Source organism: Hahella sp. CR1 (assembly GCF_029813005.1).
In the GTDB taxonomy this organism is placed as follows: domain Bacteria; phylum Pseudomonadota; class Gammaproteobacteria; order Pseudomonadales; family Oleiphilaceae; genus Hahella.
This window is the reverse complement of sequence record NZ_JAPELK010000001.1, coordinates 479,794-502,957: the sequence shown is the minus strand read 5'-3', so window position 1 is coordinate 502,957 and position 23,164 is coordinate 479,794. Positions and strand designations below refer to the sequence as shown.

General features: G+C 53.2%; 14 protein-coding genes. 6 read left to right on the top strand and 8 right to left on the bottom strand.

Features of this window, described 5'->3' with window-relative positions:
* Window positions 1-8 precede the first annotated feature (8 nt).
* From mddA to ONV78_RS02205, 3 genes are all read right to left on the bottom strand, one after another.
* On the bottom strand, window positions 9-773 hold the full coding sequence (mddA, locus tag ONV78_RS02215; RefSeq protein ID WP_279500727.1) for a methanethiol S-methyltransferase: 765 nt from the start codon (window positions 771-773) through the stop codon (window positions 9-11).
* Between the two features lie 238 nt (window positions 774-1,011).
* Complete coding sequence (locus tag ONV78_RS02210; RefSeq protein ID WP_279500725.1) at window positions 1,012-1,539, bottom strand: HD domain-containing protein; 528 nt, start codon at window positions 1,537-1,539, stop codon at window positions 1,012-1,014.
* A 39-nt stretch (window positions 1,540-1,578) separates the two neighbouring features.
* A complete protein-coding gene (locus tag ONV78_RS02205; RefSeq protein WP_279500724.1) occupies window positions 1,579-2,094 on the bottom strand; it encodes a hypothetical protein in 516 nt (171 codons plus the stop codon).
* A 139-nt stretch (window positions 2,095-2,233) separates the two neighbouring features.
* Between ONV78_RS02205 and ONV78_RS02200 the strand changes: the two genes are divergently transcribed.
* Entirely contained in the window at window positions 2,234-3,118 is an 885-nt protein-coding gene (locus ONV78_RS02200; RefSeq protein WP_279500722.1) for a LysR family transcriptional regulator, read from the top strand.
* Here the strand turns inward: ONV78_RS02200 and ONV78_RS02195 are convergent.
* Window positions 3,115-5,430: a CPBP family glutamic-type intramembrane protease gene (locus ONV78_RS02195; protein ID WP_279500720.1), complete on the bottom strand. Its 2,316-nt coding sequence runs from the start codon at window positions 5,428-5,430 to the stop codon at window positions 3,115-3,117. The two genes, ONV78_RS02200 and ONV78_RS02195, sit on opposite strands and share 4 nt — an antisense overlap.
* A 71-nt stretch (window positions 5,431-5,501) precedes the next feature.
* Entirely contained in the window at window positions 5,502-6,617 is a 1,116-nt protein-coding gene (locus ONV78_RS02190) for a cyclic nucleotide-binding domain-containing protein (protein ID WP_279500718.1), read from the bottom strand.
* 121 nt (window positions 6,618-6,738) lie between these two features.
* Here ONV78_RS02190 and ONV78_RS02185 point away from each other — a divergent pair, with 121 nt between their 5' ends.
* From ONV78_RS02185 to ONV78_RS02170, 4 genes are all read left to right on the top strand, one after another.
* Complete coding sequence (locus ONV78_RS02185) at window positions 6,739-7,623, top strand: CPBP family glutamic-type intramembrane protease (RefSeq protein WP_279500717.1); 885 nt, start codon at window positions 6,739-6,741, stop codon at window positions 7,621-7,623.
* Between the two features lie 10 nt (window positions 7,624-7,633).
* A complete protein-coding gene (locus tag ONV78_RS02180; protein ID WP_279500716.1) occupies window positions 7,634-8,047 on the top strand; it encodes a hypothetical protein in 414 nt (137 codons plus the stop codon).
* A gap of 413 nt (window positions 8,048-8,460) precedes the next feature.
* Complete coding sequence (locus tag ONV78_RS02175) at window positions 8,461-14,583, top strand: alpha-2-macroglobulin family protein (protein ID WP_279500714.1); 6,123 nt, start codon at window positions 8,461-8,463, stop codon at window positions 14,581-14,583.
* 9 nt (window positions 14,584-14,592) lie between these two features.
* Complete coding sequence (locus ONV78_RS02170) at window positions 14,593-16,776, top strand: transglycosylase domain-containing protein (protein ID WP_279500712.1); 2,184 nt, start codon at window positions 14,593-14,595, stop codon at window positions 16,774-16,776.
* A 23-nt stretch (window positions 16,777-16,799) separates the two neighbouring features.
* Here the strand turns inward: ONV78_RS02170 and ONV78_RS02165 are convergent, their stop codons facing one another.
* Window positions 16,800-17,441 carry a YopT-type cysteine protease domain-containing protein gene (locus tag ONV78_RS02165; protein ID WP_279500711.1) on the bottom strand — a complete coding sequence of 214 codons (642 nt, stop codon included), beginning with the start codon at window positions 17,439-17,441 and terminating at the stop codon, window positions 16,800-16,802.
* Between the two features lie 857 nt (window positions 17,442-18,298).
* Here ONV78_RS02165 and ONV78_RS02160 point away from each other — a divergent pair.
* A complete protein-coding gene (locus ONV78_RS02160) occupies window positions 18,299-19,603 on the top strand; it encodes a DNA cytosine methyltransferase (protein ID WP_279500709.1) in 1,305 nt (434 codons plus the stop codon).
* On the opposite strand, the gene ONV78_RS02155 is transcribed toward ONV78_RS02160, so the two are convergent.
* The gene (locus ONV78_RS02155; protein ID WP_279500707.1) at window positions 19,559-20,482 is read right to left on the bottom strand and encodes a hypothetical protein; all 924 of its coding nucleotides are present in this window, start codon (window positions 20,480-20,482) and stop codon (window positions 19,559-19,561) included. The genes ONV78_RS02160 and ONV78_RS02155 overlap by 45 nt on opposite strands.
* Window positions 20,479-22,839, bottom strand: a complete 2,361-nt coding sequence (locus ONV78_RS02150) for a sensor histidine kinase (protein WP_279500705.1) — start codon at window positions 22,837-22,839, stop codon at window positions 20,479-20,481. The genes ONV78_RS02155 and ONV78_RS02150 overlap by 4 nt, the downstream gene beginning before the upstream one ends.
* Between the last annotated feature and the right edge of the window lie 325 nt (window positions 22,840-23,164).

Here is a 23,164-nt window from a genome sequence, read left to right as displayed (position 1 = left end):
CACGCCCTCTATCGGCGCGCGTCGGTTTTCTCCCGCTTCGGCAAGGGGAACAACATACCGACGCGCCGCCTGTAATCGAGATAGGTCCGCCCAAACTCGCGGACCAGATCCCGCTCTTCAAAATACAGCCCGATCAGGATATAGAGCGTCATGCCGCCGGCGAAAACACAGTGCCCCACCGTGGCGACCGAAGTAGACCACATACCCACCAGAATGCCGCTTTGAATGGGGTGACGCACGACGCGATAGAACTGGGTGACGCGAAATTCAGACGCCGGCGCCGATTGTCCCCGAAATTTACGCCAAGGCTGACGCAGGCCAAACAGTTCAAAGTGATCGAGCATGAAGGTGGCGAGAAACATCACGCCCCATCCAGCGAAGGCCAAAGTCAGAAAGAATACTCTGGCCGACCCTCCGTCTATCGACCAGACCACCGTGGGCAGCGGCGCCCAGAAATAAAAGATCACCGCAAAAACCAATGTCGTGGCCAGACAGTAGGTCGCACGCTCAATCGTGGGAGAAATACGCCGCGTCAGCCAGCGTTTGAAAGACTGGCGCGCCATCAGACTATGTTGAACCCCAAACAATGCAATCAAGCCCAAGTCGAGGCAAAGCGCCGTCGTCATATCTAATGCAGGCCCATCGTTGATGGCCTTCGGAACCGGCAGCCCATTAATGAAGGCGATGAAATAAAACATCGCCCCCACGGCGGCCAGATAGCAAACAGCGGCGTAGGCCAGCTCAGCAAAGACGGTGATGCGGGAATGTTTCATATCAGGCCAACTCCCTGGCGCTCAATGTTTGTGGTTATTATTAATATGGCGCATGGATGCGACTGCGCGGCGGCTAGCCGCGGGAGACATGGCCTGACATGTGCAGGCCATGTCGTTGCAGACAAATAGAAGGAAGCTATTTGTCTGCCTGATTAATATTAGACAACAACGCGTTGAACATTGTGACAATGGAGGGGCGACTGAACCAGGGCGAGAATTACTGGCGGCGGACGCCGCCTTACTGCGTCAGCACTGGCGCATAATATCCCCGCGCCGCGGCCTCCTCTAAAAACCACGTCAGCGCCTTGTTAGCCGTCCAGCCGCCGGGGCAATCGACGCGGTCGGCGATCATGAACAGACACAATAACTGTACGTCCACTTTCAACGCCATCTTCCGCCAGGCTTTATCGCTGGGCGGTTGTCCTTTGGTTTTGGAGATATACCAAGGCAAATTAATGTCGTGGTACTTCACCAGATTAACAAAGCTTTCCTCAAACTCACCGTATAACGATAAATTTTTAAGCGACTCCTCCGGATTGGCGGAGCCGTTGATCTTGCCGATGTCATGTACTTTAGCCAGCGCCTCCAGAGTTCGCTTCTCTTGCTCCGGACACCCATTCAGATCCGCCAGTTGCAGCGCCCGGGACGCCACCATTTCACAGTGGGTCAATGCATTCTCCGCCGTATGCCTTTCCGGGTTAAGCGTTACCTTTGCCAGCTGTGCGTAGTCCCGCTGAAACGCGGGAGTATTCAATGCGGTAAACATGTGATGACTCCTCTTATTCTTGCTCTTGCTCGTGCTCTTTCAATCCAGTGACCGACAGATCGCGGTAAATGCTTCGTCCCAGTTCAACGTAGGCTCAACCCAATCGGGCGCTGGTTGTGATTTAAGCTGCTCGCCGAACAAGTACAGGTGCGGCGCCAGCCCTTGCAGATGTCGCAAGACATCCAGGCGATCATCAACAAAATGGGTCAGACCCAACTCAGCGCAATGCCCTGCTTTTTCGTGCCTTTTAAAGCAAAACCGCAAGTGATGAGCTGACATGCCGGTCCGCTCAAAGAACCGATGATGCGCCAGCCACAGCCGCGTTTTGTGCTGAGTGTTCTTACCCGCTTTGGACACCAGCCAGACCCGCCCTTCAAACACCTCGACCAGGCGAGTCAGTCTTTCAATCGCCCCTTCCGCCGGCGGCGTCTGCAGCGCCTGTTCAATGCCTCCCGATAAAAACGCCGTGTCGGACTTCCCATCTTTCACGGGAGAGATAATTACTCGGCCGATATCGACCCCTAATTTGTGTATATGTTCTATTCTCGTATTCATGTGGAAATCATATCGGCGCAGACTCTAGACAAGAACTATTGTTTATGTAGCGACTATATAAATAAGTTATAGTTGGCCATTTATTCCGAACCCTAACGCCAGCCACATTAATGAGCAGCGCCCTGAATAAAATGGAACTATGAAAAGCGACTGGATTGAGTCTTTTTTAGTGTTTAGTGAGTGCATGAACTTCACTCACGCAGCCGAACGCCTACACATCTCTCAGCCCGCATTGCACGTGAAAATAAAGAAGTTGTCCGAGCAGTTGCAGACGCCGCTCTATCGCAAGTCCGGCAAGGAACTGGTGCTGACGGAGGAAGGCAAAAAAGTACAGACCTTCGCCAGAGAAATACGCGATCGCTCCAGCACCTTCTTTGAAGAGCTTCGCCATGGCGGTTCAGCGCAGCCCGTTGTGCTCGCCGCTGGGGAAGGCGCTTTTCTGTATTTGCTGGGCATGGCGATTCAGGATTTCAAAAACATAAGTGAGCACCCACTACGCCTGATAACCTCAGATAAAGGAGCGACGATCAGCGCCGTGGAAGATGGATCGGCGCATCTCGGCGTCGCTGCGTTAAGTGCAAAACCGGAGGGACTGGAGCTGACCTTGCTGACGGAAGTGGAGCAGACCTTAGCGGTCCCCAGGTCACACAGGCTGGCGAAACGACGGCAACTCAGCCTCAAGGACCTGAACGGCGAGAAGCTGATTCTGCCGCCACCAGGCATGCCGCAACGCATGGCGGTAGAACAGGCGTTGATGAATAACGGCGTCGCCTGGACGCCTTCTGTGGAGGCGCGCGGATGGGAGCTGATGCTGCACTTCGTAAAGCTGGGGGTGGGCGTCAGCATCGTCAATGGTTGCTGTAATATTCCGTCCGCCCTGACCGCCATCCCCATTCAGGACTTACCCAAAATCTCCTACTACATCATCGAACGCAAAGGCCGGTGGAAAACCACCGGCGCGCAAGATTTAAAAAGTTGCCTGTTAAAGCACAAGGGGGACTGGCGGGAGCGGCGTGGGGGCTAGAGCGTTACCTCATGAACGATTGGTTTTCCTTCACGATAAAGCTGTAACTGATTTTCCATATTTTCGAGGACATCTTTCGCATCGGAATTGTCTTCCTTAAGCTTTTCTATAGCCGATTTCTGCAAAGATACCGCCGATTCATAACGTCCATCACTGGCATAGGCTGCGGCTAACGTATCAAGCACCGAGCTATTTCGCATTTCATTTGGAATACCTTCCGCTATGGCGATCGCCCGCTTTCCATCGCGGATGGATGAATTGCTCGACGTTGCCAGCAGCCACGCAAAATTATTTCGAATACGCTCATCCCCTCCTTCCAGAGCGCGTTCATACCACGAATAGGACTCTTGAAGATTTCTAACAACAAATTTTTCCGTGAGATATAAGTCCGCAATGTAGCCTTGCGCTTCGGCTTCACCTTGCAGCGCGGCAGGGAAACAGCTTAAAAACGCCTTTTCATGCTGCGCATTCTGCACGCCTTGTTCACATTCCAACAGCGCCTGAGATTTGACGCCGTTATCAGCAACTACGCCGAAAACCAATGTTGTCACAGCAATAAAATTAACAGCCATATGCATCAGGATTGGCGCATAGAGACCTCCAATGTAGCGATACAAGATCGCAGCGATAAACCCTAAAACAAAGTAATACGGATAGAGGCTTTGGTTACTATGCATCGACATAAAAATCGCGGCCTGGATTATGTTGGCGAACCAAAAGCCGACATAACGCTGGGTAGCGTTGAGGATCACTCCCCGACATAGAATTTCTTCATATATTGGAACCATGACGCCGAACAGCAGCAGGCTGACGGCTAATCCATAGGCCTCATAAGTGGACTTGATATAGTCGTCGACATCTGCGATCACGATTAATTTCAGATCAGGAAGACACAGTATCGGCGTCATAAACAACAGCCCTACCGCTAACGCTAAGGGTGTCACAATTCCAAGTAAAACGTGGCGATAGCTATGGAATATTCCTCTGCGTAAAGTTCTCCCCGTCACACAAATGACGCTGACAAACATAACCAGAACAAAGATCACCATATAATTCGGACCATTGCCGCTGGGCGCCTGCATCACATTCTTTTGGCTGGTCGCTCCGGGATAGAAGTACTCATATAAAACGCTGGAAACCACTAATACCAGTCCCAGTAAAAGCCACGCCTGAGCCAAGCCCCACCCACTAAATATTGGCTCATTCGGTGAGTTTAGGAACTTGTTCCTGCGCATCCGCCATAGCCCTATGTAGTGCACTGGTAAAAATATGCACAACGGCGCTAGAGCCAGAGCCAAATAACGACAAAGGCTATATAAAAGTACTTGAGGGTTTTCGACGAATAGTTGTGCGGCCGCCCCAGGATACTTTGTCGCCAGGTCGAACCAATACAGCAAAAAGGGGTCTCTCGAGTAATGACCGACCGCAAAGGCGCGATAGGCTTTGACAGCATTCTCTTCATCGCCGGATTCAACCTCATAATCGAGCCAAATAGCGCTAAGTTCGGGACTCTTACTGTGGTAGGCGCTATCGAGTTTCTCTTGCATCAACTCACGTAACGCGGCACTTTCCTTGAGGTGCGCCAACAATCTGGCGTGCGATAAGGTGTGTAGATTTCCTCGCTTTTCTTCATCAAGAATAGCGAATATTTTCGCGGCTTCTTCGAGCAAGCCGGCTTTAACGAAAATTTTAATCGCCAATGTTCTTTCTTCTTCAGAAAAGCTCATCGGTATGATTTTTTCCGCAAAAAGCTTTGCATGCTCTACTTCATTGTTCTTTGCGTAATAATCAACAATCGCCTCCGCCAGCCGCACAGTGGGCTTTTTTTGAAAGGCGGACACAGCATAAACAACTGATTGAGCCTTATATTCCTTGTCATAACGAAGGGAGTACGCCAGTTGCTCATACAGCTTGGCGATATCCGTAGCATCCCAATCTTCAAGCGCAATTCTGTTTAGCTCCACAGCCTTATCCAATAGAGATTCGCCATACTCGCTTTCCAATAGATACAACTGAGTGACGGGCTCCGAAGAGTATCGGGACGATAGTTCATCCAGGCACTTGGAGTAATCTTCCTCCGCGGGCTCAATATAGAGGTCTTCAAGGTAGGTCGCGTTTTCTATGAACTGGCAAAGCGCAATCAAGTCCTCTGCGCGCTTAAACGTAGCAGTATCAAGACTGGATAAAGGCGCCACCTCTTTCTGATAAAGACGCGTTACTTCCTTTTCAAAATCAGCAAAGTCGGGAGTCGCGCCAAAGGCGGAGCCGGCGTAGAAGAGCACGCCCAGCAGCAGGGAGAGAACAACTTTCATGGGATAGACTGCGTTGGTTCAAGGAACCGGCAATCTACCCCAGCGCAGTGAGGGAAACCAGCTTGTTTGTGTTACTCGTCCCTGATGACGAAAGCCTGGATTCCGTTTTGATAGAGAATATGCGCGGCGACGTCGTTGCGACGTCCGCCTTCCTGCGACAGATAATAGGTGGCGGACTTGTCCAGGCCGGCTATTTTGTCGCGAAGGTCCGCCAGAGGCACATGCAGACACTTGGGCAGAGGGGAATGCTCAAACTCCGCGGTGGAGCGGATATCCAGCAGAGTGGATTTGGAATCTTCCGCCGCCCGTTTGCGATATTCAGCCAGAGACACATAATTCACCAGCGGGTCATGTAGCAGGCTTTGGAAAGACTTCTTATCCAGTCGCGCCAGCACGCCGTCCTCGCTCATGATAATCGTGGCGGAGCGTACGGTATCAGACACTAAGGCTTCTTCACCGAAATACGAGCCTTTGCTGACGCGAATGGGCTTGCTTTCGTCCCCTCCAATGAGCACTCGCGCGCCGCCTTCGATCAGCAGGTAGAAATAATCGCCCTCGTCCCCCTCTTTGATAATGACCTGACCTTTATTGACTTCTATCCTTTCAAAGCGGGCGAACACTTTTTCCACATTGGCGGGCGGCAGGTTAAAGAACAGAGGGAATTCCAGCAGGCTGGCCATCCAGTCAAAGTAGGCTTCGTCAAAATCCGCGCCGTCCTCTTCAACGACTTCCGCCACGTCTTCCTCTTGTTCCACTTGCAGCGGCGGCTGCTGGACTTTCTCCGCCTTGGCGGCCTTTTCCTCCTGATCCTGCCTGGCTTCCGCTTCCGTCCACGCCAGGGCGCGATCCAGGAATACGCCGTCCACCGCCAGCATGTGGCCCGGCTCCTGCGCGGTCACCGTCACGCCCTCTGGCATCTTGCCATTCAAGGGAAACAGGCAATCCGGATCAGCGCTGTCGATGGTGGTGGAGGAAATAATATTCTTCTTTATTTTCAACGCGCCCTTGAGCAGATAGTAAGTATCGGTACGCTTGGCGGATTTATCGAAAACGACCTCTCCACCGCCAAAGGTCATGACTTTGCTGCGCTTGATCACTTGGTTCAGGTATTTCTTGGATAACTGACTTAATGGGGAGTACCTGGACATCAACTGATCGGTGATGTTCATACTGGCGTGTAGCGACATGGGGACTACTCAACTTATAGGTGAATCAGTGTTGTCTACAGAATTAAAAATAGCATCAAACTCAGGCAACCGTTAACCTGCGTTTCTCGCGCCCCGCTCTACTACGGAGATCAACTCTGACATGGTTTCGTTCACCCTGACGCCAGCGGTTATCTGGGTCTTCAGCCTCTATGCCCTGTCACTGGCCAGCTTGATGGCGACGCGCTCCAGCCAGCTTCCCGCTTATGCCTGGACGCTTCCCGCCGCTGCTTCGCTGGGGGTCGCATTTTATTTCGGTCTCGCAACCTGGATCGCATTACTGCCCTTGACGGCGTTATGGGCCGCCGGGCTGGCTATGCTGAAGCTGTCCGGCTGGAAAAAGGCGCTGGCCTGGTTGGCGACGGCAGTGCTGTCCTTGGCGTTAGCGCTGCATCTGACGCCAGGATTCACGCATCAGACGGTGATACCCACTCTTCATCTCGGCGCCGCCACTTTGCCGTTCGCGCTGAGCGCCAAACTGGATAAAGCGCTGGCGGGACTGCTGCTGGTCGCCCTTTTTCTTCCCTATCTCCCTACATTACGACAAACCGGCGCCGACCTGCGTCGCCATTGGCCTCTGCTCGCCGCTTCCCTGGTGGTTATTTTCGGGACTGGTGCGCTACTGGGGGTTGATCTGGACCCCAAGACCGGAAGTTATATCCTGGTCTTCGCATTCTTTAATCTTTGGGTGACCTGCATCGCCGAAGAGACTTTTTTCAGGCTGTTAGTGCAACGCAGTTTTGTTTCCTGCTTTGCCAATCTGAACAAAGTGGGACTATGGGGCGTGTGGGTGGCGGGAACGCTGTTTGGGCTGGCCCACTTCCATACAGGCCCGGGCGCAGCGCTACGTATGGCGCTGATTACCCTGGCGGGCTATTGCTACGCCTGGGTTTACTACAAAACGCAAAATTTCTGGCTGTCGGTGCTGCTGCACTTCCTGGTGAATATCATTCATATCAGCCTGTTCGTATACCCTGCGGACTTTTAGGAGCGACCTCATGTCTCCACGCCTGTTTTCTGTGTTATCGCCCATGTTGCTGGGGCTCGCAGCCTGCGCCGCCGACCCTGCGCTTACCCGCCCCCAAAAGAATCCGACTTTTTCCGAACTGCGCCTACAGCCGAAGATCACCGACCTCAATGGCTTGCAGTGCGGCCCCGTTAATCCCGAGGATTTACAGCACATACTGCAAACCGGCGAGTTCGTCACTCATCGCCAGATACACGATGAATACTCCATCTCCGGCTGCTCTATAACGGGCGCCATCAAACTCGATGGCGTTTCCACTCCCTTCAGCTTCGACTACAGCGGCATATTCTACTTTGCGGACGGACGCATACTGGCCTGCGCAGAAGCCTGCTGCGACGCGGGTTTCGAGCACTGCGGCTGGTATGATCCGGCGACCCTAGATTAGAGATAAGCATTTGGATTTGAAGCAAAAAAACAACAAATTTCCGCGCCATAATTCGCCATTTTTCTGCCATAATGCGCCCCCTTTCATTTTGAAATGCAGGTTATACTCATTATTAACATGGCAATGATATTGGCCCGTTAATAATCAGGTGCACGGATGCGCCTGCGCGGCGGCTAGCCGCGGGAGACAGGCTCTGACATAGGCAGGACCTGTCGTCGCGGACAAATAGAAGGACGCTGTTTGTCCGCCTGATTAATAGTTCATAGGGTCATTTAACGCCTGCAGCAAATATTCCCGCGCTTCATCCGTAGTACGCTTTCAATTCGTCTACGCCTCATACGACTGAAGGGCTGGGAGGCTCGGCACACACCTAACATTGTCGCTCACGCGTCTTCCGGGGGTTTTACAAGGACATGACAAGCGCAAGATCCGGTTTTCTATTTCTACTCGCTATTAGCGCCAGCGGCCTGACCTGGGCCGGGCAGCCCAGCTTCAACTGCGCCAAGGCGTCACAGCAGGTGGAGCACATCATCTGCGACTCGGAGGCCCTGGCCGCCCAAGACGCCAAACTCGCCAAGCTGTATGGCAATGTCATGAAAAGCCTGGACGGAAGCGCCAAGGACAAACTGAAGTCCGAACAAAGGGAGTGGTTAAGAAACCGCAACCGGGATTGCGACCTGAACGGCGACGCCGGCGAGTCCTGCCTGCTTGGCCGCTATCGTCAGCGCAATGCGGAATTGTCAGCGATGCTGGCGTTTGACTCTTCCAGCCAGCCTGCTGACGGCGAACTTCGCATCATGCGCATTACTCCCAGCGGCGCGGATGTCCCCGCCGCCCAGCAAGTGGTGTTTCAGTTCGACCGTCCCGTGGTTCCCATCGGTCGCATGGAACGGGACAGCAAAGATATTCCTGTCACCATCACCCCTGCGCTCAAGTGCGAATGGCGTTGGCTCAATACCAGCGCGCTGGCCTGCCAACTGCGCAATGAAGACAAAATGCAGCAGGCGACCTATTACGAAATCACCATGCGTCCCGGCATCAAAACCGTTACCGGCGCGCAGCTGAAACAGCCAGTGGAGCACAGCTTCACCACCGCTCGTCCCAAAGTCACCTACGAGCGGTTCGTCAACTGGCTGTCGCCTGGCGCGCCGATGATTCAGATAACGTTCAACCAGCCGGTCACCAAGTCGTCCGTGGAAAAAACCTTGACCATGAGCGCAGAAAGCACCGGCCTGCCGCCAGTTAACGTCATCGCCTATCCAGACAACCTTCCCCGCCAACAACCCTGGTGGATGGCGATCGCCAACGACGAAGAGCAGCCCAAGGTCAACGACCAACTGACCCAGTTAGATGGCGACGAAGCCCGCTCCGTCTGGGTCATCGAGCCGAAAAAAGAATTGCCGCTGGATCAGAACATCACCTTGCAGATCAAGCCTGGCCTGATTTCCAGCGAAGGTTCTGAGCCGGGTGCGGAAAACCGGATACTGGAACGGTTCGACACCTACCCAGACTTCCGTTTCGTCGGCATTCGCTGCACCCCCACGGGCGCAAACGAAGCAATGGACATAGAACTGGATCTCTTGCTCACCATGCGCGAAGGCTATGAGGAGTTTATCCAGTGCGCCCCACTGCGCTCAGTGGCGCTGCTGTTCACCTCGCCAGTGACCAATTCCATGGTGCGGAACCAAGTGACTTTCGAGCCGCCTCTGAACGGGGGTCGTAAAGATTATGATCCTTGGGAAAATACCCAGGACTGGACTCACCTGACCTCTCCCCATCGTAACGGACGTTTTTACCAGGTCTGGTTGCCGGAACTACTGAAGGCGGATCAAAAGTACGCCATTAATTTGAATATCAGCGACCTGACCGACGAGTTCGGCCGCAAACTGAACAACAAAGTCAGCTTCAACTTTTTCACCGGTCACCGGGAGCCCAGACTTGAAGTGGCCCATGACGTGGCGGTATTGGAAAAAGGCGTGGAAAGCGACGTGCCTCTGTACGTCACCAACCTGAACAAAATCGATATCGCCTACAACTCCCTGGGCGCTAACCAATCCGGACGCAATCAGAGAAAAGTAATTCCCGTCGCCCCGGCGGAAGACATTTCCTACGCCACTCCCATGGGCGTCAGGGATCTTCTGGGCGACGCCAGCGGCGTGCTGTTCGGTTCCCTCACACCCAGCCCGACGCCACCGGACTGGTACTACGATCCCAAGATCTTTGCGGAAGTCACGCCTTATCAGGTGCACTTCAAACTCGGCCACTTCAACTCCATGGCCTGGGTGACCTCGTTCAGCAGCGGCGAGCCAGTGGCTAACGCCAACGTCTCTCTGTGGTTCGGCTCGTACGAAAACCTGCCCGGCCTGCGCAACCTGAACATCACCGCCAAAACCGACGCCAACGGCATGGCGTCAATGCCTGGTTTGGAGCAGATTGACCCGCAACTGGAGAGCATCTACGGCGGCAGAAGCGCAGACCGGGAAGGCTTCTTCGTGAAAGTGGAGCAAGCGGGCGATATCGCCATCGTGCCTCTGAACAGCAACTTTTCCGTGTGGGATCGGGACCTTTATCCCAGCCTGCAGCGCAAGGGCGGTCACGCCCACGCCTGGGGAACCACGGCCCAGGGCGTTTACAAACTGGGCGACAAAGTGCAGTTCAAAATCTATGTGCGCGAGCAAAGCAACAAGCACTGGGTTGAGCCCTACGAGTCAAATTACTCTCTGAAAGTATTCGACCCGCAGAACAAGGTCGTCTACGAACGCAACAACATCGGCCTGAACAAGTTTGGCGCTTTCGACGGCGAGTTCACCTTACAGGAACAGGGCGCCGTCGGCTGGCACCAGTTCCAGCTGACCCTGAACGCGCCTTCCGGCAGTGAAGTGCAGGAAACGTCCTGGACGCCAGTGACCGTATTGGTCAGCGACTTTACGCCTTCTCCATTCAAAGTGAAGACCGAACTGAACGGGAATCTATTCCGCGCCAACGATTCGGTGCAAGTCACCTCTCTGGCCACGCTGCACTCTGGCGGCCCCTATACGGAAGCGGAAGTACGCCTGACCGCCAAGCTGACCCCAAAAGAGTTTTCCAGCAGCAATCCGGTCGCCAAAGGCTTTACGTTTGGCGGAGACAATAACGCCGGCGGCGAGAGCAACTTGCTCGATATTCGTCGTCAGCTGGACGACGCCGGTCAGTACGTGGAATCCTTTACCCTGCCGGACAGCGGCGTATTCTACGGCAACCTGATGGTGGAAGCGGCGGTGAAGGATGAGCGCGGCAAGTTTGTGGCCTCCTCTACGACAGCGGATTACGCCGGCAGAACCCGCTATGTCGGTCTGCGCAATACTCAGTGGTTGTATAAAAAAGACGAGTCTGCGCGTCTGGAAACCTTAGTGGTGGATCAAAGCGGCGCACCAGTCGCTGGCGCGCCTGTGCGCATCGCCATTAATCACCGCGAGTACAAGGCGTCACGGGTGAAAGGTCCCGGCAACGCCTATCTGACGCAGAACATCATGGAGTGGGTGGAAGAAACCCAATGCGAGCTGAAGAGCGATACAACCGCCGCCACCTGCGAATTCAAGCCGCAGAAGCCGGGGTATTATCAGTTCGTCGCCACCGTCAAGGACACGGAAAACCGGGAACACAGCACCACTTTATACGGCTGGGTGACCGGCAGCGGCTCCGTGGTGTGGGATCAGAGCAACGACGCTACCTTGCAGATCGTTCCCGAGCAGACCAAGTTCAAAATCGGCGATACCGCCCGTTACCTGATCAAAAACCCCTTCCCCGGCGCCAAAGCGCTCATATCAATAGAGCGTTACGGCATTCTCGATAGCTGGGTGCAAACCCTGGATTCCAGCACGCCGGTCATCGAAGTGCCGGTGAAAGCGGACTATCTGCCTGGTTTCTACCTGTCCGTCGTCGTGGTGTCGCCACGGGTGGAGAAACCGCTGGGGCCGGGCCATGTGGATCTGGGCAAACCCAGCTATCGCATGGGCTACGTCGCCGCCAAGGTAGTAGACCCGTTGAAAGAGCTGGATATCAGCGTCGCTACCGACAAAGAGGTGTATAAGCCTCGCGAGCAGGTGAAGGCGAAAATCCGCATCAACCGCAAGAAAACCGATCCCGCTGAGGGCTACGAAATTGCGGTGGCGGTTATCGACGAATCCGTTCTCGCGCTCAACCGCAGCGGCGACAACTATTACGATCCCTACGCCGGATTTAACCGTCTTGATCAGCCTGATGTGTACAATTACAACCTGATCAGCCGCTTGGTGGGTCGTCAAAAGTTCGAGAAAAAAGGCGCCAACCCTGGCGGCGGCGGCGCGGCTTCCGCGCAACTGCGTAACGAATTCAAATTCGTGAGTTACTGGAATCCGGCCATCGAGCCCGATGACAACGGCGAAGCGGAAATCGAGTTCAAAGTGCCCGATAACCTCACCGGCTGGCGCATCTTCGCCTTTGCGGTGACAAAGGAGGATCGTATGGGACTGGGCGACGTCACCTTCAAAGTGAATCGTCCGACGGAGATCCGCCCGGTCATGCCTAATCAGGTCATCGAAGGCGACCGCTTCAAAGCCGGCTTCAACGTGATGAACCGGACCGACAAAGAACGCACCATCAAGATGGATGTTCGCGTCAAAGGTCCTCTGGCGGAAGGCGCGGAACACGCATTCACCCGCGAGCTGAAAATCGGCCCGTATAAACGGGAAAATATCTGGCTGCCGATCGACACCAAAGGCGGCGGTGAACTAATTTTCACCGCTAAAGGCGGCGACCAGCTAGATACGGACGCGCTGGAGCACAAAACCATCGTGAACAAGAGGCGTTCACTGGAAACGGCGGCGACCTATGGGACCACCACGGCAGCCAGCGTCAGTGAAAACGTCCAGGTTCCGGAAGGCATATTTGAAGACGTCGGCTACATCGGCGCTGTCTTGTCGCCTTCCGTCATCGGCAATCTGGATGGCGCATTCGCCTATATCAGAGACTACCCCTATATGTGCTGGGAACAACGCCTGACCAAAGCCGCGATGGCGCGTTCCTATCTGGAGCTGAAGGAATATCTGGCCGAGGATACGCAATGGCCGGAGGCGCAGAAAGATATCGACAGCGCCATGAACGCCGCCGCCAACTTCCAGGCCCCGAATGGCGGCATGGCTTACTGGGTGGCGTCCAACGCTTACGTCAGTCCTTACTTGTCCGCCTACACCGCCATGGCGTTCAACTGGATGCGCGCCAGTGGGCACGAAGTACCCGTCGGTGTGGAACAGCGACTGCATGAGTATCTGCTGACCTTGCTGCGTCAGGACAGCTTCCCCACCTTCTACAGCAAAGGCATGTCCTCATCTGTGCGGGCAGTGGCCCTGGCGGCGTTGGCGGAAGCTGGCAAGATCGATCAGAGCGACGTCAGTCGCTACGAGCGCCACACGCCGGAAATGGACCTGTTCGGCAAAGCCCACTTCCTGCAGGCGGCAGTGCGCACTGAGCATGTTCCGCAAAGTGTCGTGAGCAAATCCATGGACGATATTTTGAGTCACGCCAGTCAAAGCGGCGGCAAGTTCCAGTTCAATGAGCCCTGGGACGACAGCTACAGCTATATCCTGGCGACGCCGCTGCGCTCCAACTGCGCCATTCTGAGCAGCCTGCTTGGCGCACAGACCGAAGGCGGCATGGGCGCCGCCATCGGCGACATCCCCTTCAAACTGGTCAGAAGCATCACGCAGAGCCGCGGCTCCAGAGACCATTGGGAAAACACGCAGGAGAACGTGTTCTGTCTGAACGCGCTGGTCAATTACGCGTCGATTTATGAGAAGGAAGACCCCGCCATGAAAGTCTCCGTCAACTTTGACGGCAAGGACCTGGGATCTGCATCCTTTAACAAGAAATCAGACCCCATGAAGACTGTCAGTCGTCCTCTGACCGCTGCTGATCCGGGCAAAGCCGCCACCCTCACAATTGAAAAAGAAGGGGAAGGCAGGCTGTACTACTCCGCCCGTATCGCTTACGACCTGAAGGAAGACAACGCCGCGCGCATCAACTCCGGCATTGAAATTCGTCGGGAATATTCCGTTGAGCGCAACGGCAAGTTCGAGTTGCTGAAGAGCCCCATGCAGATCCGCCGGGGCGAGTTGGTGAAAGTGGATCTGTTCGTATCCATTCCTACCGCCCGCCATTTCGTGGTGGTGAACGACCCTATCCCCGGAGGCCTGGAGCCGGTGAACGCCGATCTGGCCACCGCGTCACAGGTGGATGCGGATAAAGGCGAGTTCAAGGCCGCGGATGGCTCCTGGTTTTACACTTTCTCGGACTGGTCCTACTACGGACGTTATTTCTGGAGCTTCTATCATAAAGAGCTGCGCCATGACTCAGCCCGCTTCTACGCAGACTATCTGCCGGCGGGTAATTACTTCCTCTCCTACACGGCCCAGGCCATAGCTGAAGGCGAATTCAGCGTCATGCCCGTGCACGCAGAAGAGATGTACGACCCCGACGTCTACGGCAAAGGGTTGCCAGCCACGTTGAATGTGGGGGAGTAGTTGGCGCCTATGTTGAAAAAACTGATGCGCGCCAGGAAAAAGCTCGCGGCCGGCGTCGCAGTGACAGTCACCCTGTCCTGCGCCGCCCTAGCCGGGGCCACCTATTTCGCCATCAAACCTCTGCCGGAAGATCTTTCCTCCGTCATTGCAAGCGCCAGTAAGAACACCTATCTGGACCGGCGCGGCAAGCGCTTGAACATCACCTACGAGAACGAGTGGAATATCTACGACGTCAACGATTTCCATAATATTCCCGAATTCCTGCGGCGGGCGTTTGTCCTGTCGGAGGACAAGCGTTTCTTCTCTCATGGCGGCGTGGACTGGCTGGCGCGACTCAACGCTGCGCGCCAGAACGTCATGTCCGGCGGCGTGGTGCGCGGCGCCAGCACCATCAGCGAACAAGTCGTGCGGATGCTGCATCCGCGGCCGCGCACGCCCTGGTCGCGCTGGATAGAGGGCTTTGAAGCCGCCGATCTGGAGGCGCAATTCTCCAAGGTCGAAATCCTTGAGTTTTATCTGAACCAGGTTCCCTACTCCGCCCGCCGCCGCGGCGTCATACAGGCGGCGCAGTATTACTTCGGCCGCGATCTCTCAACGCTGAATTACAAGGAAATGCTGGCGCTGGCGGTATTGGTGCGGTCGCCGCGCTGGCTGGACCCGCAACGTCAGCTCCGCAACCTGAACCGGGCCATCGACAACCTGTTGGACAGGCTTGAGCTTGATGACGATGAACGCGCCGCCATTGCAGCGCAAACTTTGGAATTGCAGAAGTCGGACATCCACTATGATTTGTCTCACTTCATTCGCTTCGCAGAGAACCGGCTGAACGCGCAAAACCTGGAAAACGGCGCCGTCTACACCACCATCGATACGGAACTGCAGACCAAGATCCAGCAAACCCTGGACAACCGTTTGGATAATCTCGCTTCTTACCGTGTTCAGAACGGCGCCGTCCTGGTGATTGATCATGAGAGCAACGAGATATTGTCCTGGGTGGTGGGCTATGCCGGTCGCGACGACAAGCCCTTCAATCGTATCGATGCGATTACTACGCCTCGCCAACCCGGCTCAACCCTAAAGCCTCTGCTGTACGCCAGCGCAATCCGTAAAGGCTGGACCGCCGCCACCATGCTGGACGATTCGCCGTTGCAGGAGAGCGTCGGGCTGGGCATGCACACCTATCACAACTACAGCCGAGGTTATTACGGCCGCATTTCACTGCGGGAAGCCCTCGGCAACTCTCTCAATATTCCCGCCGTCCTGGCCATTCAATACGTAGGACCGGGTGAGTTTCTGAACTTCCTGCACGATCTGGGCGTAGACAGCCTGTCCGGCCACCCCAACGTTTATGGCGATGGCCTGGCCCTGGGCAACGGCGAGATGACGCTTTTCGAATTGGTGCAGGCGTATTCCGTTCTGGCCCGCATGGGCGACTTCAGACCTCTCTCGTTCACAGAGGGCGGTCGGGGTTACCAGGGGCATCGCGTGCTGTCCGAGGATATCTCCAGCCTGGTGGCCGATATCATGTCCGACCCGGCGGCGAGAGAGAAAGAGTTTGGCTGGGATTCCGTGTTGAACTTCCCTCATCAAACCGCCGTCAAAACCGGCACCTCCAGCGATTATCGGGATGCCTGGTCGGTGGGCTTCAACGACAAATACACCGTAGGCGTATGGATGGGCAATCTGGATTACGCGGAGATGAACAAAGTCACCGGCTCCATGGGGCCAGCGTATGTACTGCGTTCAGTATTTAATGAGTTGAATAAAAACCGGGAAGTGAAGCCGCTTTATCTCAGCAACAATCTGCAAAAGCTATCTGTCTGCATCAGCACCGGGGAGTTGGCCGACAACGGCTGTGAGTCCCGGGACGAGTGGTTTCTACCTGGAACCACACCGGGAGACATCAATAAAGATACCGGTGAAGTGAGGATTCGCAAACCCAGCAAGGGCCTGTTGATGGCGATGGACCCTCGAATTCCGGATGAATCCGAGTATTTCGAATTCGCCCTGACCGAAGCCGACAACATCGCAAGCGTGAAGTGGTTCATCAATGGCCAGCTGATCGCCACCACTGACAAGCCCACCTACAACTGGAAGCTGTCCAAGGGCGATTTTTCCACCAGAGCGGAAATCGCCTTTACGGACGGAGCCCAACCTGTCATCACGGAAGAAATTCAATATCGGGTAAATTAAGCGGCGAAATCACGCCGCTTCTTTCAACCCACGTGGTGAAACTGAACTTCTCTGAACTTAATATCCGTAGCGACGCCAGAGGCGGACACATAGGTGTGATACTGAGCCGTCAACTGCTTGAAGAAGTCGAGACGCTTGCCTGTCGTGCAACGATACTCGCCTGAGTTGGGATCGAAGAACTTCATGCCGTCAGCATCCACGTAGAGCCCGCAAACGTGGTTGGTGGAAATACCTTTGCCGCTCAAAACCATCATGACAATGTGATGACCAGGGTTATTGCTCAGATGCTGAAGCGCCGAGCCGTAGGTATCGTAGTTCTTTTCAATAACGACCCCACCATGGCGCATTCCCAAGGAAGTCGGCGCTACAGCAGCAATACGGTCGGCGTACGAGTGATGCTTGGTGTTATTGAAGTAACTAGCGAAGTAATCCGTATTTTTCCAGGCGATATCCGTGTTCAGATAGGCAATACGATTAGCGGGAGTTTCACCGCGCTGCCGTTGATGGCGCTGTATCCAAGCGAACGATAAGCCAGTGCAACCGCCAATTTGAATATTCTTCATCTGCTGCAAAAGCGGGCGCGTCATAATTTGACGACGCTGTTTGAATTTAGCAACACGAAACTCTTTAAGTGCGGAAATGGTCTTCCAGGAAGTAAAGGACATTAGGACTCTCTCATCAGATAAACAAAAAGCCGGAACGTCCATTTCCGATGAAAGTTAAAACTAACGGGCGATCTACCCGACGAAACAGGTAAGCGCCGACCTGATCAAAGCGCCGTCAGCTTTATGTGTAAAGTTTTGTAAAATGGCGGAGAAACTGCGGCTAAATGCAGTCAATTGAGTGGAAATTCAAGGTATTACAGTACTTTTCCCTGTTGAAGCGGATTGTCTCCACGTCTTCTCCTAAAGTTAGGGCTGGAACGTTCCTACTCTATTCAGGACGGGTCAGAGATGAAAATACAGTATAATTATATCCTCTTAGCAAACCGAGCCACCGAGACCAATTTCAACTCTGATCGATAGGACAACATCTGGGCCGACTTCCCCACTATCATCAAAGAGCTGATGGGCAGAGAACTACCGTACTGAGTTTGGCTGGTAGAAAGATGATTATCCCGAAAGCTCAGCCTCAACTCACCGTCATCTACCTCCTTCCCGAAATCCATGCGTTCAAATATACCAAGGAAGGCTTACTCGAGAAGAGACGATACTCACGGCGACGTATTTGATTATATTGACATATTTTACAATCTGGTTAGGCTCCATCTTTCCAATGGTGGACTATCGACGGTAGAGTTTTAAAAACAGTTCAATGGTCAAAAACAGAATATCTATAATACCCAGAGATATTCACGCAATAGCTGTACTTGGGACTAAGGAAATTGCGGCCTAATGCCGAATTGGGGATGCTGCGCCTCCAACCCCGCAAACCGCGATAGTCACAATGGTGCCTGGCTATCTGATGTAGGTCCGGGCATAATTAACCGATAACCTAACAAAAAACCAAAGAAGTAAACACGATGCCACGATCATCCAATAAGCCACTGACATTCATCGACGCTTTCGCGGGTTGTGGTGGTCTTTCTCTTGGTTTGATGCAAGCAGGGTTGATTGGTTGCTTTGCAATTGAGCGTGACGCCTTCGCCTTCGATACACTAAAGACAAACCTTTTAGCTGAGGGGGCTCCCCATAGGTACAGATGGCCACGTTGGCTCCCTAAGAAGCCGATTGGTATCGATGAATTGCTTAGTAGTTACCAAGAACAACTCAAGAAAATCTCGGGAAGCGTCGACTTACTGGTTGGCGGCCCTCCATGCCAGGGCTTCTCTGCTGCGGGACGTCGACAACATGATGATCCGCGTAACCAGCTATTTGATTCTTATTTGAAGATGGTCGATATCATTAAACCTAAGGCTGTGTTGATCGAGAATGTGCGTGGGTTTACCATTGATTTTAATGCTGGTGATGAGATAAAGAATTTTTCCCAGCTCCTCAAGGATCGGCTGTCTGATGGCTATATGGTTTATGAGCAGCTACTGGACTTATCAATCTTTGGCGTGCCACAGGCGCGTACACGTTACTTTGTCATAGCTTTTCGTTGTGAGCTGAATGTGCCGAATCCATTCTTGCACCTTAAAAATCGACTTCCCACTTTTTTGCGTTCACTGCGCTTGACGGCACCAGTCTCATCAGCTACTGCTATTTCTGATCTTGAAGTTGCTCGAAATGGAAAACAACCATCACTTGAGAGCAAAGGCTTTGAAGAGATCTGTTATGTAAGCCCGCTTACCCACTTCCAAAAGCTAATGAATACAAAGGGACAAACTCCTACCGATTTGCGTCTAGCTCGCCACCGCGAGGATATTGTCAGCCGCTTTAAACAGATCATCGAGCTGAGCCATGCCGAAGGCCGTTTGAATAAGAGTGTTGGGGCTGAAATACGTGAACGCTTTGGTCTCAAGAAAATGGCTTTGCGTGTACTTGATCCCGATAGCCCATCGCCAACGATAACAAGCATGCCTGATGATTTACTGCATTACTCAGAGCCGCGCACATTGACTGTTAGGGAGAACGCGCGACTACAAAGCTTCCCTGATTGGTACTCGTTTCAAGGCAAGTACACATCAGGGGGCCACCGCCGAAAACAAGAAGTGCCTCGTTTCACACAAGTGGCCAATGCTGTACCACCGCTGGCTGCGCGCGCGATTGGGGAGACATTAGCGGATCTGTTCAGAAGCCAATCCATGAAGACTAATGTAAGAAGCGACCATAAGGTCGGCTCAAGTCTGCATAGCGTCCAGCAGAGTGCGGAAGTCAGCGCGTAATTTCAGAATCAACTTGCGCAGCTCCCGCATCTGCTCTATGTCGATGACCTTGCCAGCATTACCAGTGACCATGCTGGGTTTTCCCTGAGGGACCAGAATTGCATGTCCGAGGATGTTGCGCTCACCCACGACACCATCACGATATGATGTAACTGTCGCTACTCCAGTTGCATACGCAGTAAATTCGTCCATGCCCAGAATTTTTGCCAGCATACGAAGGCGATGGTCCGACGTAAAAAGCATGTGCGCCCTGAAAAGAGCTTCAACGCTAGGGGCGGCCTTAATCTTCTCTCCTTGCTTTACGATATTCCCCACTTGCGCATCCACGCGTCTCATCGCATCCCTGATGAATTGTTCTCTGCCTGCGTCATCAAGCTTGTCATGTGCCAAAGTTAAGCAAGTGTTAACCATATGGTCTATGTCACTCGTGGCCCCCATTACAATACCGCGGGTATGATCAAGATCGAGGACCTTCTTGATCAATGACTCAAAGACGCCTATCACTTCGTCGATAAGGTCCGCGCGACCGGCGCAGTAGACCCCTTCTAGTTGCTTTTCATAGGCCTTCTCTCGTAACTCTACAACCGCTGCCTGTCCGGAATAGAAGACCACGTCTTTGTACTGAACGATATGGCGAATACGTTCGATTGCATCCTCGCCGTGCTCATTGTTACCAAGGTCCCAATCCACCAGGATGAGGTCGACTTCATCCGTGAATACGTCATCGGAAATGGCCTCTTCCATTTGAGCGATCGTCGTGCATAAACGAGGATTGAACTCGAACCCTTCGTTAGCCATCTTCAACGTAATGCTCTTGATTTGATGGGTCACACTATCAGGCTGGTCGTCAACCCACAGCACATTGAAGTCTAGTCTCATGCTTTTCTCCCCTTCATGGCGATTTTTATAAGAAGACCCAGACCCTTTTCTATGCTTTCATCGAGTTCAATACTGCCTCCCATTTCTCCAAGGGCTTGTCGGACATGATAGAGACCGAGGCCTGAACCCAATGTAGTCGTATAACCCATCTCAAAAATGCGAGCGTGGTCCGTGCCTAACGCCAGACCACGTCCGTTATCACTCACATGGATCGTAAGGCCGCTCTTGTTCTCTTGTGTAAGAACAAATTTAATCTGAGATGCTCTGGCCTTCCTCGCATTACTGACTAGATTGTCAACAATGATAGACGCATCGATCGGATTGAAGCGTAGTTTCATACCAGGATGAGCGTTTTCAGCTTCAATCTGCAACCGGGCGCTACCCGTGGTGCGAGCAATCTGCTCGATGTAGTCATAGATGAACGCAGCAAGGTCAGTCTCGATCTTCTCTGAATCGAGCTTGAAATTCGCTTTCGCCGCAAACTTAGTTACTGACATTACTTTCCTATTGAGGAAGGCCATCTGCTCCAATGTTTTGAGAACTGTGTCGCGCGGTATCGATGTTTTGTCGGCTGTCTCGGTCAAAAAATTTTCTATCTGCTGCGCAATGTCCACGGCATAGATTGTCACCTGATGATGCAGGTTTAGGATTGTGGCGGAATCTACGTTGACGAATGACTCTAGAAAATGCGCACGCCGCCGCTCAGTCTCTATCTCCGCCTCGGCCGTTTCTGCGCGGCGGTTTGCGGCTGCGGCGGCCGCCAGCGCCTTGTCGGCGACTCGGCGTGCATCGGCCTCAGACTTCTTCAAGTCGTCGAAGCGACGCTCGGCTGCGTCAAGCCGATCAATCATCTCCGTATCGTCCGTTTTTTCGGCGATCGCACGCAGACTGACCAGAGATTTCTCAAAATCGCTGGAACGCTCATTAATCAAGTCGACAAGCCGCTTACTGTACTCGATTAGCCGCACCTTCTCGTTATCGACGAGATTGGCGACCGCTGCTGTTACACGCGCGCGCCCAGGATCTGTCATTAATCTAGAAAGGTCGTCGGTGTTAGCATCCGGTTTGTCTACCCAAGATACCGGAACCACATACTTCTCAAGTCGTTTCAGGCAATGCTCCATGACCGCCTTACGGAGCTGCTCGACAGCAGGAGTATCAATCAGGCCTTGGTTGCGACTCGAAGCTTCCTGGAAGTCTTCATCGGCTCCAGAAACGTCGACGCGCCCAATGACCTCACGCGTACCTAAAAAGCGCGCATAGCCTTGCTGCTTACGGCGACTGAAGCCGAACCAATCGTCTCCATCTTCGCCGATCGGATAGACGCGGAAACTGTTCCTAAAAAGAAAAACGGACCCGAACTGAACTGACGGCAAGCCAACGCGTCGAGTGAATGTAATCTTCGCAGACTGGTTAAGGTAGTAAATCTCGCACCTGAAACCCGCCGTCGATAGATGTTGATATGGATTTGGCTCGACAATCCGGTAGATAACTTCGCCACGATCCGTAAGTGCCGTATGCAGCTCATCACCATCAATGGATACCCGAATGAATGTCGTCTTGTCTTGCAATGTGGCAAAGATGAAATTCCCGATTTGCCCATTCACCAGATCTTTGGGCAAAACTTCTTTCCCCTCCTTTGCTTGAGAGGCAATAAATCGCTCGTCCTTTGCCTCCTCGGCCGGCGCAGTGATATAAATGCCGAAGCCGTCTGTGTCCTCACCAAAAGGATTAATCAGTTTTGCTAGCGACGCCTTAAGATCCAGGATGCGCTGTCGCGACCAAGACAGCCTCAGCCGCTGAATAGCGACCACCGTGCCATGTTTGAGAGTCGACTTGAACTCACCCAGCTTGGTCGGCAGCTCAAAAGCATTCTGCTCAACATATCGGACGGGGACTTTCTCGAAATGCTCCTTGTCGTCCTTCTCGAACAGCTCCCAATCGACAGTCAGTCGGTGGACCAAGCTAGCTTCGTCTCGCGGGCGACTTTGTATGACAACTTCCTCGCCCAAGCGATCAGACGAAAAGCGGCCAATGCCTTTACTGCCAGCATAGTGCCGACGCTCGGCGGCAATATTGCGGAAGTCATCAGCAGGCCGATCGCTGCGTTTTGACGAGTATGCAACGAACAGCCATTTATTCGTGAGATCTTCGTAAGACATGCCAGAGCCATTGTCCGCGATGATAATAAGGTCATCGCCGAAGTATAGCTGTACTCTGTCTGCACCAGCATCGAATGAGTTTTTGACGAGCTCGAAGATCGCAACTTCGTCATCAGTGATGAGCTCCCGACCCAAAACGCGTTTTAGGCCAGTACTGACATCAAAGTGTAGATTTCCTTTTGCCAACAAATTCATCGTCCTTTGCCTGAACTCGACCAGTTCTTGATGTATTTTATTAGATTAGATTTTTTAATTGTAAGTAATTAGTGTAATCATCATACATTTTCTCGATTTCGTTTACACTGTTCTGATGAATGCAAGTATATTCATGCCGAGATTTAGTCCTCTCTAAATGTCGAGTGGTTAACTAAATCTGAACATATTACAGCCGTGGCACATCGCCAAGTGCCATCTATACCCTACCCCAGCCTCCATATCCAGACATCAACTCCTGCCTGATGTTGACAAGTTGGGCTTTTTTTGAGGTAACTTATAGAAGGACTCGGAGACCTTCTCCATG

Bases quoted from the DNA above. Each gene is read 5' to 3' on its own strand.
- ONV78_RS02195 (WP_279500720.1), bottom strand. From the start codon at position 5,430: ATGAAAGTTGTTCTCTCCCTGCTGCTGGGCGTGCTCTTCTACGCCGGC.
- ONV78_RS02155 (WP_279500707.1), bottom strand. From the start codon at position 20,482: ATGAGACTAGACTTCAATGTGCTGTGGGTTGACGACCAGCCTGATAGT.
- ONV78_RS02175 (WP_279500714.1), top strand. From the start codon at position 8,461: ATGACAAGCGCAAGATCCGGTTTTCTATTTCTACTCGCTATTAGCGCC.
- ONV78_RS02170 (WP_279500712.1), top strand. From the start codon at position 14,593: ATGTTGAAAAAACTGATGCGCGCCAGGAAAAAGCTCGCGGCCGGCGTC.
- ONV78_RS02210 (WP_279500725.1), bottom strand. From the start codon at position 1,539: ATGTTTACCGCATTGAATACTCCCGCGTTTCAGCGGGACTACGCACAG.
- ONV78_RS02165 (WP_279500711.1), bottom strand. From the start codon at position 17,441: ATGTCCTTTACTTCCTGGAAGACCATTTCCGCACTTAAAGAGTTTCGT.
- ONV78_RS02185 (WP_279500717.1), top strand. From the start codon at position 6,739: ATGGTTTCGTTCACCCTGACGCCAGCGGTTATCTGGGTCTTCAGCCTC.
- ONV78_RS02200 (WP_279500722.1), top strand. From the start codon at position 2,234: ATGAAAAGCGACTGGATTGAGTCTTTTTTAGTGTTTAGTGAGTGCATG.
- ONV78_RS02205 (WP_279500724.1), bottom strand. From the start codon at position 2,094: ATGAATACGAGAATAGAACATATACACAAATTAGGGGTCGATATCGGC.
- mddA (WP_279500727.1), bottom strand. From the start codon at position 773: ATGAAACATTCCCGCATCACCGTCTTTGCTGAGCTGGCCTACGCCGCT.
- ONV78_RS02150 (WP_279500705.1), bottom strand. From the start codon at position 22,839: ATGAATTTGTTGGCAAAAGGAAATCTACACTTTGATGTCAGTACTGGC.
- ONV78_RS02180 (WP_279500716.1), top strand. From the start codon at position 7,634: ATGTCTCCACGCCTGTTTTCTGTGTTATCGCCCATGTTGCTGGGGCTC.
- ONV78_RS02160 (WP_279500709.1), top strand. From the start codon at position 18,299: ATGCCACGATCATCCAATAAGCCACTGACATTCATCGACGCTTTCGCG.
- ONV78_RS02190 (WP_279500718.1), bottom strand. From the start codon at position 6,617: ATGTCGCTACACGCCAGTATGAACATCACCGATCAGTTGATGTCCAGG.